Raw genomic sequence first — 18,781 nt, forward strand, 5'->3', positions numbered from 1 at the left:
TTTAAAAAGTGACTAAATAGCATACAAATTACTGTCGTATTTCATTAGAGTTTTTATATAAAAATAGATAACTTAGGGTTCTCAGCCGAGAATTCTCGGTGCTAAGATAAAGATTAATTATTGAATAAGTTTCGAGACCATGAGCATAAACGTATTGTTAGTCGAGGACGATGAGTTACTGACTAAAAGAGTCGAAAGTCACTTTGCACAAACGGAGTTTCATATCACTGTTGATAATACCGGTGCTCGAACCCTAGAGCACGTGCAGGAGCATGCCCAAAAAGGCACGCCATTTATGATGGCTATCATTGATATAGTATTGCCAGCCACCGACGGCCTGCAACTCGCTAAGGAACTTAATACATTAACCGATCTCGGTGTCATTATGTTGTCTAGCCGTGATTCGCAAGCAGACCGCATAGCAGGTTTAGCGCAAGGTGCTGACGACTATGTCTGTAAACCGGTCGATTTATTAGAACTTGAATTGCGTATGCGCGCCCTTTACAAGCGTTTGGCAGGCGCACGCAATGAAGATGAATCCGAAGAGTTCATCGAATATGCAGACTTCAAATTGCACCCTGACAACCGTACTTTGATCAACCCAAACGGCGATGAAGCGCGACTCACTGAAGCAGAACATAAGGTACTTATCTGTCTCATTGCCAATGCGGGTAAAGCCACCTCTCGCGCAAAGATCTCTGAGGATATTGGCCAGCCAGATTGGAGCCCAAGCGATCGTACCGTGGATGTATTAATTGGCAGGCTTCGTAAAAAGCTGGGTGACGAAAAAGATCAAAAACGCATCGTCACTGTGCGTGGTAAAGGATATATGCTGTCCACTTAACGCGTCAGTTGTGAAAGCAGGCGCTCAAATGCACGATAGCTGAGCGCCTCTTTTAAGTCAGTGAGCTTAATATCTTGATGTCTGTTCAGATCGGCAATGGTTCGCGCTACTTTAACCACCCTATGATAAGAGCGTGGCGATAGTTGGAGTTTTTCAGTCGCTTTTGCTAAATACTCTGCAACCCCATCCAATAACTCACAATGCCTGTCTAACTCTTTGCTTGAAAGCTGCGCATTGTCTTTACCTTGACGGTTAAGCGCAACCAACCGCGCTTGCTCAACCCGCCCACGAATACAGGCACTACTCTCAGCTTCTGCTTTTGATTGCAGTTCAGCCGTACTTAATCTTGGTAATTCAATTTGTAAGTCAATGCGATCGATAAAGGGACCTGATACCTTACTCAAATAGCGCAGCACTTGTTCCGGTGTGGAACGCTTATCGTTGTGACACCCTGTAGGACTTGGGTTGAGCGCCGCGATAAGTTGAAATCGTGCAGGAAAGTCCACTTGCTGGGCTGCTCTGGAGATATTAACCATGCCCGTTTCCATAGGTTCTCTTAAAGAGTCTAAAACTTTGCGTTCATACTCGGGCAGTTCATCCAAAAATAAAATGCCATTGTGTGCCAGAGAAATCTCTCCAGGTTTAGGCGTAGATGATCCGCCGACTAAAGCGACAGCAGAGCAGGTGTGGTGTGGAGAGCGAAAGGGCCGTTGGCGCCATTGAGATGGGTCAATATTTTTACCTATGAGAGAATAAACCGACGCGGTTTCCAACGCCTGATCAATTTGCATAGGCGGCATAATTGTAGGCATACGCTGAGCTAACATAGATTTTCCAGTACCAGGCGGACCCAAGAATAAAACATTGTGTCCACCTGCTGCTGCAATTTCTAACACGCGCTTTGCAACCGCTTGGCCTTTGACTTCATTCATATCAATATGGGCGCTAAATTGCTCTTCATCAGTACACGCAATATGCTCATCAAAAGGCAGCGCTTGCTGACCACCTAAATCCAGCCATACATCTTTCAAGCTCGTGACAGACTTGCGTGCCCCCCTTGATACCAAGCTGGCCATCATTTTATTCGCTTTAGGAATATAACAACAACGCGAAACCCTCGCCGCCGCAATTAAAGCGGGAATAATCGCCGTCACCTCACGGATCTCGCCTGTCAGTGCAAGCTCACCGTAAAATTCATAACCCTCTGTTTGAGTGTGATTTAGCTGCCCAGACGCCACGATAATACCAATCGCAATGGCCAAGTCATACCTTCCCCCTTGCTTTGGTAAATCTGCTGGGGCCAAATTAACGGTAATACGTTGCTCAGGAAATAAAAAGTGACAATGGGCTAATGCGCAGCGCACTCGCTCCTTAGATTCTTTAACGGATGCTTCCGGTAAGCCAACAATATTAAAGGCAGGTAAACCATTGCTTAGATGAACTTCAACCGTGACAAGCGGCGCATCCACTCCCACTTGTGCACGTGTATAGATTTTTGCTAATGACATCCATTGTCTCACATTTGATTGATGGGCAACCTAATTGAAAGTCGATTTACCCCACTGCCATTACAGTGACACTAAAAGTAAGCCTAAGATTTATATTTAAAAACATGTAGCACCAAATTCCATCGAATTGCCGCAAGACGTAACAACAAGATAGTCAGCATAGACACCACCATAGTCACTTCTAGGGACACACCAAAGTGCGTTAGCTGAGTATAGATAATCCCACCGATAATGCAGGTAATAGCATATAGCTCGCCTTTTAACAGCATAGGCATCTCATCAGCGAGCACATCTCGGATCACGCCACCAAAGCACCCTGTTAACACACCCATAATAATTACCGTAGTATCCGGCATTGCCAAGCTCATTGCTTTTTGCATGCCCATCACAGCAAAAAATGCCAGTCCGAATGCATCCGCAACCAACAGACGCTGTTTTGGTACTACTTTTTGTCGATTCAGCCACCAAATACATAAAATTACCGCACTAAAAATAGCAATAAAATAGCTACTATCATGGAGCCAAAACACCGGAGTATCTAAAATCACATCCCGCATTGTGCCACCCCCAATGCCGGTTACTGTTGCCAGCACCACCACACCAAAACCATCCATATGCTTACGATGTGCCAACAAAGTACCTGAAATGGCAAAGACCATAACACCCAGTAAGTCAAACCAGTGATATAGTTCAGTCATACGCGCTTATCATCAATAACAGTAAAACCTAAATGGTAACTGACATCATCAATACGCGCCAAGTATAAAAACCGCTTCATTCAGTAAAGCCTCCATGCGTATCACTCTTATCTTAGCAATCCATTGCCTTGATCGAACATAAAATGGGTCACCCAATTACGGACAGTTTGGCCACCCTCCCGTTCCCATACCATTCGCCCTAAAACCTGTACAATCAATTAAAAATAGGGAAGAGTGATACTCTCAGCAAGCGAGTGCTGCGTTTCAGCTCACGCAGTTACATTTAAAAATCACACACTTGGTGTTGACCTCACCTCGCTTACTGGCGACAAAATTAGCAGGGGTCTTGGGAATTTTTCTTGCCAAAAAAACAGTTAAATAATTCAAAAAAATAATAAAATTAATACCTTATGAAAAACATGGATGTATAGATTAGATAAATAAAATAATTAATTTTGCATTTAATTCAGCTTGTTAAGCTATCGCATTGCAACAGCCGGAGAGCATACTTCTCCGGCATCAATTTGGTTGTTATTCCTCTGCGCAAAAATACAAAGTAACGGGCTCTGAATAGTTTGGAACATCATCATAGCTAAACACGGCATAATATTTACTGAGCTTTGCATTACCAAAATTATCTAATGTATATGCATCTTTGCCGCCGTATAATTTGACGCCGTCAAATGGTGAGCGCGGCGGATGAAAGCGATTGCGCACCACAAAGCAACCGACAAAATCGTCATCCTCAGGATTCTCCCACATTAACTTCACCACTCCCCCTTCTGTTTGAGCAGAGAGGTTTCGTGGTGCAGACACCGCTTGTTTACGCCGTGATATATAGTTAATTTTAAGCTGTGCAGGATGTTGATCCTGACATGCGGTCCAATTAACCAGAGCATTGGTCGCTTGTGATTCGGAGGTTGCACGAATAATAAAGTAAAAAGGCGTATGAGCCTGATGCAAGCGCTCTAGCGCCTGTAAACTATAGCTATCAAATATAAAATGATGCTCTGCACGTTCACGCAACTGTTCATTACTCACTTCATAGCCAATGTACTCTATTTTCTGCCGCTGCTTAACCGCCTGAAAATCTTCATCTTGCAGCTCTACCAGTTCAATCGTAAAGCGAACATCCTTGGCACTGGCAATACTGTTACAACTGCGCAGTGTCAAACATGCTTGCGTAAACACGGTTTTTTCGACAGGCAAATCGGCATTTAAAGCAAACGCCATTTGCCCATAAACAATTTCTCCTTGCTCATCAAAACCAGAGGCAAGCCTATCGGCAACAACTGCGTCTCTATAAATGGTATTACAACGAGTGGGTGCCAAAGTGAGCTGTTGCTCAGGGACCTGATAAACCAACTCCAAATTGGGACGATAATGCAAGCCGCTGCCGAAAGGGCCATAGCCAATGTCAAATTGCATCACTTGAGAGTCATTGCCGATAGGCAGCGTTTTAGGGCCTTGCAAACGCAGCAATAAACTTTTCTGTGCAATCAACGAATTTAATAAGGTGCGCTCTACTCCATTGAGCTGCCACTTCATCCAGATCCCTTGCGTCATCTTATCTGACTCAAAAGTTTGCCCTAACGTATGCAGCGGCTTGGCTTCACTGACAGCTTGATAATCATAGATATCTGCAATCTCATTTGGGTCAATAATGGCCACTGACCATTCGCCATATTGCTCAATTTTCGCCGCCACTCGGTTCATCGGGTAAAGCGAAAATTCAGCGCGTTCAATATTAGCGCCAACGGGGAGACTGCTTAAATCAAACTGTACTACGCCAAGACTCACCCCTCGTTTCTTATCGACCCCAATAAACATTGAGTTATAACCAAAGTGCTCTTTGTTTTTAGACAAATAATGTTCGCTCAAATACCCTACATACTCTTTTGCGGGAAATAGCGTTCGTGCGCTTTGATGTCGCGCTAAATGCGTTTTTAGCCTAAGCTCTGGGCTAAATGGTGATTTAATTTTGGTGACTTTATCCACCGCGCGAATATTATAAAAATAGCTTTGCCCACTGCGCAGCTGTGAGTCTCTAAACGATAAAGACTTGGTAATGGCGATTAGACTTTCTTCACCACAGGGACTTTTATTACTTTCGCTGCGATATAACTCAAAATAAATATCGTCTCTATTTTCATATTGCCACTCAAGCTCAACGCCCTCGTGATCAACCGCCTTAATCGTAAAATCAGCAACACGGTCAGGGGCAAGGGGCGAGTAATTTATCGCTTCACTCAACGCGTGCACAATCGCCGGAATATTTTCCGCAACGCTTTCTGACATATTCTTCATATAATCGGGAATATTCCTCGTCCCTACCTCAACCACAGTGGCAATGATCCCCTTGCGGTAATAATATTCGCGACCACTGCCATGAATTAACTGAGCTGGCGGCTTACCGCGATGGATCCCATATTGTCTGCCCGTGACTTTTTTGATCTCGTGATTCATGTTGGCGCACAAAATATTAAGATCAGCTCCTTCGATTTCTACTTCATGGTTAAACTTATGCGCAGGGAAAAACACATTCCCCTGTGAGTGATAATCTAGTGCGATGCGGATATTGTCATGTTGCTCAACAAAATCTCGGATCGCACAGGTTTCAGGCTCTGAAAAAGCATGTGGACCGCCATAAGTGTTTGAGCCGGTATTTTGATTACGCATAAATTTGGCATCAAAATTACGATTCAAGTCGACACCATAAGTGCCATCGCCATTATTACGACGGTTCTTTCGCCAAAATGAAAAATGATTTCGCGAATATTCAAAGCCATCTGGATTTAGGCAAGGAACCATATACAAGGTATTGCGGGTTAACGCTGTTTGCAATTTTGGGTTAAAGCGATAGTTTTCAGTAATATAGTGAATAAATTTAAGTGCCAATTCATTTCCTATCCACTCTCTGGCATGAATAGAACCGGTATACAACAAAGCAGGCTTATCATCCGCATAGGTCACATCTAAAGACACCGTTACCAACATGATCGGTCGTCCCTCCCATGTTTTGCCAATGCTTTGAAGGCGAATTAAATGTGGGTGTTCGCTCATTGCATTTTGCAAGGCGTCGATGGTGTCTTGATAGGAAGCATATTGAATTTTCATAGCACAGATTTACTCTTAGGGCAGAAACAGACGGCGGCGAAGCCCCCGTCACTAGAAGGATCTCTTTGGTTCAATTAGATTTGGCCTGCATGGTTTTGCCAATGCTCGACTATCTTCTCTAATTTTTTATCTTTGAGGTTTTTCACCACGCATAGCTTTTGAGGGTCGGTATTGAGCGCTTCAACGACACCATGTGCACCAAAAGTCGTCATAATGTCATCAACCATCTTTTCACCCACACCACGCACCTGACTCAACAGTGCCCTCACTTGAGCTTCATCAAACTGGGGCGCGTCATAGTTATTAAGATCTTCAGCTAACTCATCACTGGCTGGAATTGGCTGCATCGCTTTGGCGGCAACAGCCTGCGCGCCAAGCACAAAGTTATCTTGCAGATTCCAAATTTCACTTGGCCACTCTTCTCCAAGCTTGAAATCTGTACCTAAAATAGGAAAAGATTGCTCATCAAATTGCTGGAACACCTCACCACAGTCTTGGCTTGGCGTGTACTGAGAAAAACCGATATGGCGCATGGTACGCAATAAACGCGCGTCTATTTTGCCAAGCTCTTCCCAATTGTATAGCGGGATGTTCGGCTTTCTGAAATAACCACTAGAGAGCAGCCACATCAAGTATTGACCGATCCAATCTCGGATATAAGGAAATGCTGCAAAGGCCGTTGCACATTCTAAAATGCGCAATTTGCCATCTTTACCCAATGCAATATCACATGCCCAATATTCCGCATTGGCCGCTCTAGATGCGGCCGTTGCCAGCTTCAATACTGATTTCGGCACAGCTTGGTAGTCCATACTCCCGCCTTGGCTGGTATTCGTTAACCACTCACCTTCGGGGGGCCTGCGCCAAAACGCACATACCGGTTTATGGCCAATTAGCATCACGCGAATATCCGCCTCCATTGGCACAAAGTCTTGAATGTAGAGAGGATAGTACTTTTTCTCACTCAGCAGAGCCTGTGCTTCCTCAGCACTATCTACTTTATGGACAAAATACCCACCATAATTAGAAGGCCCATATGAGCGCTTAATAATTTTAGGATACTGTGCATTTGCCAAATACTGCTGTGCCCTTTCAGGAATGTAGAATATTTCTGTATGCGGCGCAGGCAGCTTATATTTACGGCAAAAATGGGTAACGTTTTCTTTAGACTTATTGGAGAACTGACTGTCTAGTGAGGGCAAAAATCTAACCTCAGGTAAAGCGCGCGCGATCTCTCTAAATGTTTCATAGGCCGTTGCCGGAATATTACCGATCAATACCTCAATTTTTTTACGCTTCACTTCAGCAATAAAGCGTGCTTTATCGTTACCCCAGTGATAAACCACAGTTTCAATTTTATCGGGCCAACCTTTAAAATTAGACTTATCAAAAAAGCGCAGTACATAGTCCAAATAGAGCAAGCCAATTTTAGGTAGTTGTGTTTTGTTTTGCATAAGATTAGGCCACCTTGGCAGATTGAAATGATGTTTTATTAACCACTGTTTTTTCAATCAAACCCACCATAGCTTGGATTTTAGCTTGATTAAATGTCAGTCCTAGTTGCTCTTGCTCTGGAGTGGCAAAAGCAGGAATTGTATTGACCTCTAACACCACGTACTGTTCTTTTTCTCGGTCATAAATGAGATCAACCCCCGCTATCTCAAGCCCCAAGGCTTTAGTTGCCTTTATTGCGAGCTCCACCACCTCATCATTCGCTTCACGCACAAATACACTGCCGCCACTGGTGACATTCGTTTTCCAATCATCTTTTGGGGCTTTTCTGCCATAACAACCGACAAACTGACCATCAACAATATCGACGCGATAATCTGTATTGTCGTAATTAATGAAGCGCTCCACATAGAAATAGCGTAAATCTGTACGACTCAAAAATGGCATGATCATATCCAATGCCTGCTCACCTTCAATTTTTACAATGCCGACGCCGCCCCACCCATCAGTGGGTTTATATACAAGCTTACCGCCAAAATCTTGTAGCGCTGCACGTAAGCCATTCATGTCATTTTTGTGGCATAAGCGGTAATCAGGCGTACATATCCCATGACTATTGAGCAAGTGTGAGGTGCGAAACTTATCTTCAGCCAGTGCAAAAGCACGATAGTTATTCAACGTTGGAATTGTTTCGTTGAGCGTTTCGTATAAATAAAGCTGATATTGTGTTTGCTGGCCCGCGTTGTAACTTAAAAAGGCATCTAACTGCTCCATTGCCACACCGTTACATTCAATCTCACCATCTCGCGCTCTGGCATCACGCAGATTTAGACCTGTACTCGCTAAGATCCCACGCTCGGCTAATGCGTGAACCAACTGTTGTTCGATTTCTTTTCCCCCGCCATTTTCGTACATCCAAATCCCGACATGCGGCGCCCGCGATACGGCTGTCATAAAGTATCTCCTTGGTTTAAAAATAGGTGCATAAACAGAGCCTTGCCTTACTAGTTAAGACCATCTGTATGACAAATTTTTGATCCTTTTACTGAACTGAAAACTGTTCATAAAAGCTTCACCGAACTGCAACCGAAAAACGCCACGATGAGCCAAACCTTCATAGGGAGAAGATTAGGATGAATCTGGACTATGCAGAATTAGCAGACTTAATACGCTGTAACTCGCACAGTAAAAATAAACTTGGTGTGGATAAACACGGTGAGCAAATGATTGCGCTGATAGAGCCTCTTGGCTTTTCACTCACTCGCTACCAACGTGAACACATTGGCGATCACTTACTGTTTCGCTCACCTCGAAGCTCAGGTAAACGCATATTATTACTAGGCCATCTCGATACGGTTTTCCCCAAGAGCACCTTCACCGAGTTTTCTGAAGACGAATATTACGTCTACGGCCCAGGTGTCTGTGACATGAAAGGAGGAAATTGGGTTGCACTGAACGCACTAAGGCGTCTTAAACAGCAATATGGGCAACTCGCGAATATCGATTGGCTACTAGTGAGCGATGAAGAAATTGGCAGCGATGATAGCCAATCATTGACCACCAAAATTGCCAAGCAATATGATGCGTGTTTCGTCTTTGAAGCTGCCGGGAAAGAACATGAACTCGTTGTCGCACGAAAAGGTATCGCGACCTACCATATCACCGTGACTGGTAAACCGGCCCATGCTGGTAATCACTATAGAGACGGTATTGACGCCAACTTTGCCATGGCCAATATGTTATTAGAGATGAGCTCACTCACTGACCTTAAAGCGGGTAGCACAGTGAACGTAGGCAAGGTACAAGGCGGCATAGGCGCCAACACCATATCGGGCAAAGCGACAATGCAAGTTGAAGCGCGCTTTACCAATCATCCCGAACAACAAAGACTGCTAGAAGGCATTGAAAACATTTGTATGGCCATAGAGATCACGGGTGTAGAAGTGGATGTACAGGGCGGCTTGCAACGCGGCGTGATGGCACCGACACAGGCACAACAAGCGCTACTTGAGGAAATTAACGACATTTTAGGAGAAGCTCAACCTATCGAGCACCGTGGCGGCGTCTCTGATGCTAATACGGCCTCAGCCACAGGCACGCCAACATTAGATGGCTTTGGCCCCTACGGAGATGGCGACCATACGCGTAACGAACGCGCGCTCAAATCAAGTTTTGAGCTACGCATCGAGCAGGTAACCGCCATATTATCTGAGCTATGCTATAGAGCAAGCATCGCGGCACCAGCCGCACATCAAGCGTAAGCTATTGTCAGCGCTGGCACTTAGTACAGTAGACTGTGCTGCGCTGACCTAACCTGCTCTCTTGTAAAATGGTCTCGCATTGCACGCACGGCTCGCCTTTACGGCCATAGACCAGCAATTCTTGTGCAAAATAACCCGGTTTACCGTCGCTTTGGGCAAAATCTTTTAACGTTGTGCCGCCTTGCTCAATTGCAGCAGCCAGCGTTTCTTTAATAATTGGTGTCAGCTTTTGATACCGTGCCAAAGAAATTTTACCGGCTTCACGTTTTGGGTGGATCCCCGCTTTGAACAAAGACTCATTGGCGTAAATATTGCCGACCCCAACCACCACATGGTTATCCATAATAAACTGCTTCACCGCGACTTTTTTACCACGACTGGCTTGGTATAAATGATTCGCATCAAAATGGTCGGTTAAAGGCTCTGGGCCTAATTTAGCAAAGCAACTATGCTGCTGATCCGGTTCCTGCCATAAAAATGCACCAAACCGACGCGGATCATTGAGTCGCAACGCAAGCCCATTATCAAAAAGTATCTCAACATGATCATGTTTTTTTAAGGGCTCGCTTTTTTCAACAACCCGTAAATTGCCTGACATGCCCAAATGCAAAATACCGGTCCCAGCCTCGCTTTCTAATAATAAATACTTGGCTCTGCGCTTAACAGCCAAAATGGCAGTGTGCGCCAAATGGGCGACTTCTTCAGGCACGGGCCAACGCAAGCGACCGTTGTGAATACGAACTTCTTCAACCGTCCGCCCCTTGATATGAGGCTCAATACCTAAACGACTAACTTCAACTTCTGGTAATTCTGGCATAACTAAATTTCTATTGGTTTAAATAATTGTTTGGCGGTATCCGCGCTGAGCTCTAACCACTGCTGCTGGCGTTTAGCAAACAGGAAGTAAACTTCTTGCGTTCGATATAGTTGATAACTCAGCGGCAACTCCTCCCCCGCTAACCAAAAAGTCACCACCGAAATAGCAGAGTCTGGATTAAACTGCTGTGGTGCGACCGTTTGTAATTCTAGGCTTTGCCATTGCTGAACTATGCGCACAAGATCCTGCTCACTATACTCGTCTTGCGCGGGTTCAATCAGTTTATTATCAATACGCCACGTTGTGCCAATACGCTCGATTTTGACGCCGGGGTAGGCCATTGCCAACACAAAGCTTTGTTCGGGCAAGACCATAACTCGTTCAAATTCAGTTTGTTGAGGGTTGAGTTTATGATGCAGCCCATTAAGAAAAAAAATCATGATCAACATGGAAAAAATCACCACATTATTCCAGGCTTTGCGACTTAACCCCATACTGGCCCCATAGATACTTACAAGAAGATTAATTAGATCATAATACTATACATTGCCAAGAAGCCGAGCTGTACTTTAATTTACTGGCCTATTTTTCATTTCACAATCGCAGCTTAGACTATTTTCTAGGTCCAAAACCAGTCTGACACTGTATTAATCTGATTAATTTTTGCTAAAATAAGCGACAAAATTTTTTAGGAGTCCGTCAATGGCAATGTATGTAGTGGGTCATAAAATCCCTGATTCTGATTCAATTTGTGGTGCAATTGCACTGTCTTACCTTAAAAACCAAATTGGTGAAGAAGCAATTCCTACTCGTTTAGGTGATATATCACCAGAAACACAGTTTATTTTAGATCGCTTTGGCTTCGAAGCCCCAGAGCTTAAATTAAGCTATGCAGGTGAAGAAGTGTATATCGTTGATCACACTGAAAAAACGCAAGCACCTGATGACATTGACGAAGCAACCGTTGTTGGTGTTGTTGATCACCATAAATTAGGTGATTTAACCACTTCAACGCCACTTGAGTGTTGGATCCGTCCAGTTGGTTGTAGTAACACCATCATCAAGATGATGTATGACTTTTACGGTGTTGAAATTCCTAAGGACATCGCAGGCCTGATGTTAGGCGCGATTTTATCTGACACGGTTATTTTCAAATCACCGACATGTACAACAGCAGATATCAAATGTGTTGAAGTACTGGCAGAGATTGCTGGTATCGAAGACTTCAAAGCATTTGGCATGGAAATGTTCAAAGTGAAATCAGCGGTTGAAGGCACGCCTGCTCGCGATCTTGTAATGCGTGACTTTAAAGACTTTAACATGAACGGCAACCTAGTTGGTATCGGTCAGCTAGAAGTCATCGACCTGTCTGTATTTGACGAAATCAAAGCAGACCTAGAAGCAGATATCGCAAAACTAAAAGAAGAAGGTGGTCGTCACTCAGTACTACTGCTTCTTACGGATATCATGAAAGAAGGCTCGCAAATGCTAATTGCATCAAACGATGAAGGCATTATCGAAAAAGCCTATGGTCAAGCGCCTGAGCAAAGCCGCGTTTGGCTTGATGGTGTACTAAGCCGTAAAAAGCAAGTAGTACCACCACTTCAGGATGCATTTGCTTAATCGCAGATTGGTAATAAAAAACCGAAGCTTATGCTTCGGTTTTTTTATGCCTAACTTTCAACAATTTCAATTGATAAAATTCAGACAACAAAAAACCCAGTGCAAGACTGGGTTTTTCAAATCTCAAAGCAAAATTACTTGATTTTTGCTTCTTTGAAGATCACGTGCTTACGTACTTTAGGATCGTACTTTTTGATCTCCATTTTTTCAGGCATGTTACGCTTGTTCTTGTCGGTAGTGTAGAAATAACCAGTACCAGCAGTTGAAACTAAACGGATCTTATCACGCATGATTTAGCTCCTTATACTTTTTCGCCGCGAGCACGGATATCTACTAATACCGCGTCGATGCCTTTTTTATCAATAATACGCATACCTTTAGTAGTAGTACGTAGAGTAACGAAACGCTTTTCACTTTCAACCCAGAAACGGTGTGTTTGTAGGTTAGGTAGGAAACGACGCTTAGTTGCGTTGCGCGCGTGTGAACGGTTGTTACCAACAACCGGGCGCTTACCTGTAACTTGACAGACTTTAGACATGTCTATGTATCTCCAATAACTTCGCTCGAGCTTAATTTCCCCTTAGGCCTTACACTGGTGTGCCCCGGGTAAAAACAAAGGGCGCTCTTTATACAGCATCTGCAGGCAGAGATCAAGGACCTGATGGTATCCTAGTCAGCTCATGGGTAAAATTTGATAGCGGCCAATTATAATGATCATAGGCCCCTGTGGAAAGTAAAAACTGCATTTAAATTAAACTATTTTATAAAATTTAAGCGAAATAACGGTTTGCAGCCTAAAAATGCTCAATAAAAGCTCATAGTAGGCCCATATCGGCAAATGAAACACAACGATTTCCCGCAACAATGAGGTGATCTAAGACTTTGATATCCATTAATGCTAAAGCTTTTTGTAGTTTCTCTGTCAAAATTTTATCTGCATGGCTTGGTTCACTCACACCTGATGGGTGATTATGGGCAAAAATAATTGCTGCGGCATTGTGTTTTAACGCAGCTTTAACCACTTCTCTTGGATACACTGAAGCAGAATTAATCGTACCTCGAAACAATATTTCATCATTAATGAGTTGATGTTGGCTATCCAGATATAACACCATAAAGACCTCATGCTCCAAGCCCTTTAATTGCATGCTCAAATAATTGTGGACCATTGCCGGGCTTTCAAACTTATATTCGCGCTTGCATCCTTCTTTTAAATATCGCTTGCAAAGCTCCAAAACGGCCTGAAATTGTACATATTTAGCCTCCCCGACTCCTTTTAGCGCGACAAACTCAGCCTGCGAAGCATTAAATAAATGCTGCAGTGACTCGCATTGTTGCAATAAAGAATCTGCGAGTTCAATCGCATTCATGCCACTTACACCAGTGCGAAGAAAAATAGCCAAAAGCTCGGCATCACTGAGCGCACCTGGCCCCTCATTCAGCAATTTCTCCCTTGGTCTGATATGTTTAGGTAATTGAGTAAGCTGCATGTTCTCTCCTTATAACAATGCTCATTCTTTAATCTTTGGTCTCTATGTAACATGCCAGCTGATAAAAAAAACGCTCAAAGTTAGCTTATTTACGCAGTAATGCACTGTATGATTCAAAACAACCTAACGGCTGTGATATCTTTAGCCCAGTTTAAGCTGTGGAAATGTGAAGATGAACTTAGCTGGCAAAAAAATAGTATTGGGAATAAGTGGTGGCATTGCTGCATATAAATGCGCAGAACTTGTAAGACGCTTAAAAGAGCAGCATTGCGAAGTCAAAGTGGTGATGACAGACTCGGCAAAGCACTTTATTACCCCGCTAACCATGCAAGCTGTTTCCGGTGAGCCTGTATCAGACTCCTTACTCGATCCACAAGCTGAAGCTGCAATGGGGCATATTGAGTTTGCCAAATGGGCTGATTTGATATTAATCGCTCCTGCGACGTGTAATACAATCGCTAAGATGGCCAATGGCATTGCTGATGATCTGCTGACAACTTTAGTGCTTGCTACACCTGCTAAAGTCGCGATTGCGCCAGCAATGAATCAGCAAATGTATGCACACCCAGCGACACAAAAAAACTTAACAACCTTATCAACTTATGGCGTGGCCATATGGGGCCCTGGTAGTGGTGAGCAAGCATGTGGTGATGTCGGTAAAGGACGTATGCTGGAACCTATGGAGCTACTAGCGCATTGCATTACAACACTCAAACCAGCACCAAAACTACTCGATGGCCGCACCGTAACTATTACCGCAGGACCCACTCGTGAAGCACTCGATCCCGTGCGTTATATCACTAATCATAGTTCGGGTAAGATGGGTTATGCATTAGCACAGGCAGCACTTGCACTGGGCGCTACGGTCAATTTAATTTCAGGGCCCGTTAATATCGCAGCACCACAGGATGTGAATCTCACTTCTGTTAGCAGTGCCTCTGAAATGCATGACGCTGCGCTCAAGCTAGCACCGCTGTCAGATATCTTCATTGGGTGTGCAGCCGTTGCAGATTACCGCGCCGCAGATATTGCTGACCAAAAAATCAAAAAGCAAGGCGATGAAATGACACTTACCCTTGTCAAGAACCCTGATATTATCGCGTCGGTGGCGGCTTTACAGGATAAACGCCCTTATACCGTTGGTTTTGCGGCTGAAACGCAAGACATCCAACAATACGCACAGGGAAAATTGAAAAATAAAAACCTAGATATGATTTGTGCCAATGATGTTTCACAAGAAGGTCTTGGTTTTAACTCAGATAACAATGCCTTAACCTTGTTTTGGGAAAATGAGCAACGTACATTGCCAACATCTAGCAAAACTGAGTTAGCACTTACTGTCATTAAAGCAATTGCTGGTAAACTTAGTTGACCTAGTGTTAAAAGGCTGGAAAGAAGCTGAATAAAACATTAACATAGGTCTTTATCAAGTATGGACCTAATAAAAATACACCATACAGACCATAATAACGATAATTATTAAAGGAAAGTTCATGCCAGCGACTAAACGCAGTAATCGCAAAGAGCAAATTCTTCAATCTCTTGCGCAAATGCTTGAAACTAGCCCAGGTCAAAGGATCACAACTGCCAAGCTCGCAGCGGAAGTAGGCGTTTCTGAAGCCGCTTTATACCGTCATTTTCCAAGTAAAGCGAGAATGTTTGAAGGGTTAATTGAATTTATAGAAGACACGTTACTTTCGCGGATCAATATCATCTTAGAAAATGAAAAAGATACGCAAAGTCGCATTTATAACATTCTTCACTTACTGCTGACCTTCTCTGAGAAAAACCCCGGTATCACACGTATTTTAACCGGTGATGCACTGCAAGGTGAGCAGGAACGTTTAAGAGAGCGTGTGCAAAGCCTATTCGAAAAACTTGAAACACAATTCAAGCAAGTATTAAGAGAAAGAAAGCTCAGAGAAGGCAAAGCATTTAACAGTGATGAAGCGGCACTCGCCAATTTATTTTTAGCGCATGTTGAAGGCAAAATGAATCAATTCGTTCGCAGTGATTTTAAAGCCAAACCCACTGCAACTTTCACCAATCATTGGCAAGAACTACAGCGTATTTGGTTGTAACTAGAAGCGGTACCCAACCGCTTCTAACGCTTTTTCACTTCCACATAACGCACCATGATTTTGTTTAAGCATTAAAAGTGTTACAAAGACACACTCAATAAATAAAATAGACAGAATCATGAAGTATACTTATTCGCTTATCGCAGCGGCTTTGTTTTCTGGTCAAGTAATGGCCAACAAAGCCCAACTCGAATTCTCCGATGTTTTTGACTTCAAATATGCCCAAGGCACACAATTAGCTGAAGATGGCAAAGTGCTCGCATTCAGTGCAAAGCCTTATCGAGGAAATGCACAGGGACAAGTATATAACCTAGCTACGAATAAGCTGCTCGCGACTGTTGAACGTGGTACAAAAGCACATTTGAATAAATCGGCTACTTGGGCTGCGTTTATTCAAACTCCTACTTTGCTAGCGTTGGAAACTGCCAGTAAAAAAGAAAAAAAAGCACTAAAAAACAATCTGGTACTTGTAAATACGCAAACAGGAAAGCAACAACGCTACGACCATGTTAAAGACTATCAACTCAGTGATGATGGCCGCTGGTTAGCCTATCGCGAAGATAAAAAAACAGAGTCAAAAGACGCAACGCAAAGCACTGACGCCCCTAAAATCACTGCTGATAAAAAAGATAAGCCACTGACATTGGTAGTTGTCGATTTATCAACAAGCCAAACACAACGCTTTGATAATGTCGTTAACTATGGCATGAGCCCTGCTGAATATGGTGTGCTATTCAGTCAACATGATGAAACCGGTGCCAATAATCAAGTTCAGTATCTAGACTTAACAAACAATACAGCCAGTCCTTTATTTAGTGAGCCAGGCGTTACCGTCAGCGCCATAGCATGGCATCCGTATTCAAGTATTGTGGCATTCAATCTTGGTAACTATGTCAACGAAGATAAACGACGTCGTAGCTACGAAGTGACGCTTTGGGACGCTAACACAGACAAACTAAATACCATAGAAAATCCAGCTAGCTGGTATAGTTCAAAAACGGCAAACCTCGAATGGTCAGAGCAAGGTGAACGACTTTATTTTGAAAATCGCCCACTGCTGAGCGATAAGTTAGAAGAACTCAAATATGATGATAGCGCCTCTTTGAGAGACTTTAATACCATTCGCCAACAATCTGGGCTACAAATTTGGCACAACAATGACCCTGAAATTAAGACCCGCGAGCAAAATACGTGGAAAAAAACCAACCGAGAGCGTCAGTACCAAGCGGTTTATCATATAGAGTCGCAAAAGGTTGTTCAGCTGGCTGATGAAACGGTGCGCGATGTCACCCTCAATACTGAAGCCGATTTCTTGCTAGGTAAAAATGACCAGCCTTACCTAGAAAAAATCATGTATAAGGGCTTTTATGCCGATTACTATGCGGTCAAAGTCAGTACGGGTGCAAAAGGCTATATCGTTAAAGACTCGCCAAACTTGCCTTCACTGTCTCCAACGGGACGACATGCTGCTTATTTTCTTAACGACCAAATTTGGCTAAAAGACTTACATCAACAAAAGGAAAACGCGGTCAGCCAAGCTGTTCGCCAAGCGATTTTCGCGGATGACCAGCATGATTACCCAGAACCAAATCCGGGTTATGGCTTTGCTGGATGGCAACAAGATGGCAGCACCTTATATGCATACAGTAAATATGATATCTGGGCTTTTGATAGCGCGACAGGCAAAGCTAAGCGCTTAACGTCAGGAAAAGAAACCAACACTCAATATCGTGTGATCAAACTAGATAAAAAGCAGGTCGGCTTTGCAAAAGACGATACGCTCTTTTTATCTGCCCATAACTTACAAAATAAGCAAACGCATATTGCTAAGCTAAATCTTGAAACCGGTAAACTAGAAACAGTACTAAAAGGGAAAACCCGATTTGATCTGGTGAAAAAAGCAAAGCATGCTGATAAGCTAATTTTTACCCAGCAAAGCTATCACCAGTTTCCTGATTATTGGCAAACAGATAGCCAATTCACACAAGCTCAACAAATTACAAATCTTAACCCTCAGGTGAGTAATTTTGCGTGGGGTCAAAAACCTGAACTAGTTCAATATAAAGGCTACAATGGCGAAAACCTGCAAGGCGTGCTCATTAAACCTGCTGATTATAAACCAGGTCAAAAGCTCCCTGTGGTTATTTATTTCTATCGATACATGAGTCAACGCATGTATGACTTCCCTAAAATGGAACTCAACCACAGACCTAATTTCCCAATGTTCACGTCCAACGGTTACGCGGTATTTTTACCAGATATTCGCTTTGAAATTGGCAAACCGGGACCATCATCAACACAAACCTTGATTAATGCAGCGCAAAAGCTGATTGATATGGGCGTTGCTGACAAAGATAAAATTGGTTTACAAGGTCACTCTTGGGCCGGCTATCAAAGCGCTTATGCTGTGACACAAACAGATATGTTCAAAGCCGTCGTGTCTGGGGCACCTGTATCAAACATGACTTCTGCATATAGCGGCATACGTTTAAAGTCAGGCCTTGCTCGTCAGTTCCAGTATGAAACAGGGCAAAGTCGAATTGGTAAAACGTTGACAGAAGCGCCTGAGCTATACATTGAGAACTCGCCGGTATTTTTTGCAGATAAGGTGAATACGCCGATTCTACTGATGTTTGGAGACAAAGATGGCGCGGTACCATGGCAAGAAGGTATCCAATACTACTTAGCACTGCGACGCCATAATAAAGACGCCATCTTCTTACAATATGAAGGTGAACCACATCACTTGAAACAGTTCCCGAATCAAGTGGATTTCTCCGTGCGCATGATGGAGTATTTTGACCACTACTTACGTGGTATGCCTGCACCTGAGTGGATCACATCAGGCAAAGCCTATCGCCCTGAAGATTGATACCGTCTAATTGTAGTA

The 18,781-nt window shown here is 43.5% G+C and carries 16 protein-coding genes; 6 read left to right on the forward strand and 10 right to left on the reverse strand.

Features of this window, described 5'->3' with window-relative positions; all coding sequences use genetic code 11:
- Positions 1-139 precede the first annotated feature (139 nt).
- Positions 140-844 carry a response regulator transcription factor gene (locus tag N477_RS23505; protein WP_063361345.1) on the forward strand — a complete coding sequence of 235 codons (705 nt, stop codon included), beginning with the start codon at positions 140-142 and terminating at the stop codon, positions 842-844.
- Here the strand turns inward: N477_RS23505 and N477_RS23510 are convergent.
- The 5 genes from N477_RS23510 to N477_RS23530 all read right to left on the reverse strand — a co-directional run bounded on the left by N477_RS23510 (position 841) and on the right by N477_RS23530 (position 8,573).
- Positions 841-2,352 (reverse strand): YifB family Mg chelatase-like AAA ATPase, encoded by a 1,512-nt coding sequence (locus tag N477_RS23510; RefSeq protein ID WP_063361344.1) that lies wholly within the window; start codon positions 2,350-2,352, stop codon positions 841-843. The two genes, N477_RS23505 and N477_RS23510, sit on opposite strands and share 4 nt — an antisense overlap.
- Before the next feature lie 83 nt (positions 2,353-2,435).
- Entirely contained in the window at positions 2,436-3,050 is a 615-nt protein-coding gene (locus tag N477_RS23515; protein WP_063361343.1) for a trimeric intracellular cation channel family protein, read from the reverse strand.
- Between the two features lie 531 nt (positions 3,051-3,581).
- The gene (locus N477_RS23520; RefSeq protein ID WP_063361342.1) at positions 3,582-6,167 is read right to left on the reverse strand and encodes a M14 family zinc carboxypeptidase; all 2,586 of its coding nucleotides are present in this window, start codon (positions 6,165-6,167) and stop codon (positions 3,582-3,584) included.
- Between the two features lie 74 nt (positions 6,168-6,241).
- Entirely contained in the window at positions 6,242-7,621 is a 1,380-nt protein-coding gene (locus N477_RS23525) for an ATP-grasp domain-containing protein (RefSeq protein WP_063361341.1), read from the reverse strand.
- Positions 7,622-7,625: 4 nt separating this feature from the next.
- Complete coding sequence (locus N477_RS23530; RefSeq protein ID WP_063361340.1) at positions 7,626-8,573, reverse strand: ATP-grasp domain-containing protein; 948 nt, start codon at positions 8,571-8,573, stop codon at positions 7,626-7,628.
- Between the two features lie 179 nt (positions 8,574-8,752).
- On the opposite strand from N477_RS23530, the gene N477_RS23535 reads away from it, so the two are divergent.
- Positions 8,753-9,880 (forward strand): M20 family metallopeptidase, encoded by a 1,128-nt coding sequence (locus N477_RS23535; protein WP_063361339.1) that lies wholly within the window; start codon positions 8,753-8,755, stop codon positions 9,878-9,880.
- Between the two features lie 7 nt (positions 9,881-9,887).
- On the opposite strand, the gene mutM is transcribed toward N477_RS23535, so the two are convergent.
- Positions 9,888-10,697 (reverse strand): bifunctional DNA-formamidopyrimidine glycosylase/DNA-(apurinic or apyrimidinic site) lyase, encoded by an 810-nt coding sequence (gene mutM, locus N477_RS23540; protein WP_063361338.1) that lies wholly within the window; start codon positions 10,695-10,697, stop codon positions 9,888-9,890.
- A gap of 2 nt (positions 10,698-10,699) precedes the next feature.
- Complete coding sequence (locus tag N477_RS23545; protein WP_063361337.1) at positions 10,700-11,191, reverse strand: hypothetical protein; 492 nt, start codon at positions 11,189-11,191, stop codon at positions 10,700-10,702.
- Between the two features lie 208 nt (positions 11,192-11,399).
- On the opposite strand from N477_RS23545, the gene N477_RS23550 reads away from it, so the two are divergent.
- Positions 11,400-12,320 carry a manganese-dependent inorganic pyrophosphatase gene (locus N477_RS23550; RefSeq protein ID WP_063361336.1) on the forward strand — a complete coding sequence of 307 codons (921 nt, stop codon included), beginning with the start codon at positions 11,400-11,402 and terminating at the stop codon, positions 12,318-12,320.
- Positions 12,321-12,454: 134 nt separating this feature from the next.
- Here the strand turns inward: N477_RS23550 and rpmG are convergent, their stop codons facing one another.
- The 3 genes from rpmG to radC form a co-directional block, all read right to left on the reverse strand.
- Positions 12,455-12,610, reverse strand: a complete 156-nt coding sequence (gene rpmG, locus N477_RS23555) for a 50S ribosomal protein L33 (RefSeq protein ID WP_005493124.1) — start codon at positions 12,608-12,610, stop codon at positions 12,455-12,457.
- A gap of 11 nt (positions 12,611-12,621) precedes the next feature.
- Entirely contained in the window at positions 12,622-12,858 is a 237-nt protein-coding gene (gene rpmB, locus N477_RS23560; protein WP_023397288.1) for a 50S ribosomal protein L28, read from the reverse strand.
- Between the two features lie 277 nt (positions 12,859-13,135).
- Complete coding sequence (gene radC / locus N477_RS23565; protein ID WP_063361335.1) at positions 13,136-13,810, reverse strand: RadC family protein; 675 nt, start codon at positions 13,808-13,810, stop codon at positions 13,136-13,138.
- 172 nt (positions 13,811-13,982) lie between these two features.
- Between radC and coaBC the strand changes: the two genes are divergently transcribed.
- The 3 genes from coaBC (at position 13,983) to N477_RS23580 (ending at position 18,763) form a co-directional block, all read left to right on the forward strand.
- Complete coding sequence (gene coaBC, locus N477_RS23570; RefSeq protein WP_063361334.1) at positions 13,983-15,182, forward strand: bifunctional phosphopantothenoylcysteine decarboxylase/phosphopantothenate--cysteine ligase CoaBC; 1,200 nt, start codon at positions 13,983-13,985, stop codon at positions 15,180-15,182.
- A 121-nt stretch (positions 15,183-15,303) separates the two neighbouring features.
- Positions 15,304-15,891 (forward strand): nucleoid occlusion factor SlmA, encoded by a 588-nt coding sequence (gene slmA / locus N477_RS23575; RefSeq protein WP_063361333.1) that lies wholly within the window; start codon positions 15,304-15,306, stop codon positions 15,889-15,891.
- A 118-nt stretch (positions 15,892-16,009) separates the two neighbouring features.
- Positions 16,010-18,763, forward strand: a complete 2,754-nt coding sequence (locus tag N477_RS23580) for a prolyl oligopeptidase family serine peptidase (protein WP_063361332.1) — start codon at positions 16,010-16,012, stop codon at positions 18,761-18,763.
- The last annotated feature ends 18 nt before the right edge of the window (positions 18,764-18,781 follow it).

Source organism: Pseudoalteromonas luteoviolacea H33-S (assembly GCF_001625695.1).
GTDB lineage: Bacteria > Pseudomonadota > Gammaproteobacteria > Enterobacterales > Alteromonadaceae > Pseudoalteromonas > Pseudoalteromonas luteoviolacea_B.

Excerpts from the sequence above, each read along its gene's own strand:
- N477_RS23510 (WP_063361344.1), bottom strand. The coding sequence starts at position 2,352 with ATGTCATTAGCAAAAATCTATACACGTGCACAAGTGGGAGTGGATGCG.
- rpmB (WP_023397288.1), bottom strand. The coding sequence starts at position 12,858 with ATGTCTAAAGTCTGTCAAGTTACAGGTAAGCGCCCGGTTGTTGGTAAC.
- N477_RS23535 (WP_063361339.1), top strand. The coding sequence starts at position 8,753 with ATGAATCTGGACTATGCAGAATTAGCAGACTTAATACGCTGTAACTCG.
- coaBC (WP_063361334.1), top strand. The coding sequence starts at position 13,983 with ATGAACTTAGCTGGCAAAAAAATAGTATTGGGAATAAGTGGTGGCATT.
- N477_RS23550 (WP_063361336.1), top strand. The coding sequence starts at position 11,400 with ATGGCAATGTATGTAGTGGGTCATAAAATCCCTGATTCTGATTCAATT.
- slmA (WP_063361333.1), top strand. The coding sequence starts at position 15,304 with ATGCCAGCGACTAAACGCAGTAATCGCAAAGAGCAAATTCTTCAATCT.
- N477_RS23520 (WP_063361342.1), bottom strand. The coding sequence starts at position 6,167 with ATGAAAATTCAATATGCTTCCTATCAAGACACCATCGACGCCTTGCAA.
- N477_RS23505 (WP_063361345.1), top strand. The coding sequence starts at position 140 with ATGAGCATAAACGTATTGTTAGTCGAGGACGATGAGTTACTGACTAAA.
- N477_RS23525 (WP_063361341.1), bottom strand. The coding sequence starts at position 7,621 with ATGCAAAACAAAACACAACTACCTAAAATTGGCTTGCTCTATTTGGAC.
- rpmG (WP_005493124.1), bottom strand. The coding sequence starts at position 12,610 with ATGCGTGATAAGATCCGTTTAGTTTCAACTGCTGGTACTGGTTATTTC.
- N477_RS23530 (WP_063361340.1), bottom strand. The coding sequence starts at position 8,573 with ATGACAGCCGTATCGCGGGCGCCGCATGTCGGGATTTGGATGTACGAA.
- radC (WP_063361335.1), bottom strand. The coding sequence starts at position 13,810 with ATGCAGCTTACTCAATTACCTAAACATATCAGACCAAGGGAGAAATTG.
- mutM (WP_063361338.1), bottom strand. The coding sequence starts at position 10,697 with ATGCCAGAATTACCAGAAGTTGAAGTTAGTCGTTTAGGTATTGAGCCT.
- N477_RS23580 (WP_063361332.1), top strand. The coding sequence starts at position 16,010 with ATGAAGTATACTTATTCGCTTATCGCAGCGGCTTTGTTTTCTGGTCAA.
- N477_RS23545 (WP_063361337.1), bottom strand. The coding sequence starts at position 11,191 with ATGGGGTTAAGTCGCAAAGCCTGGAATAATGTGGTGATTTTTTCCATG.
- N477_RS23515 (WP_063361343.1), bottom strand. The coding sequence starts at position 3,050 with ATGACTGAACTATATCACTGGTTTGACTTACTGGGTGTTATGGTCTTT.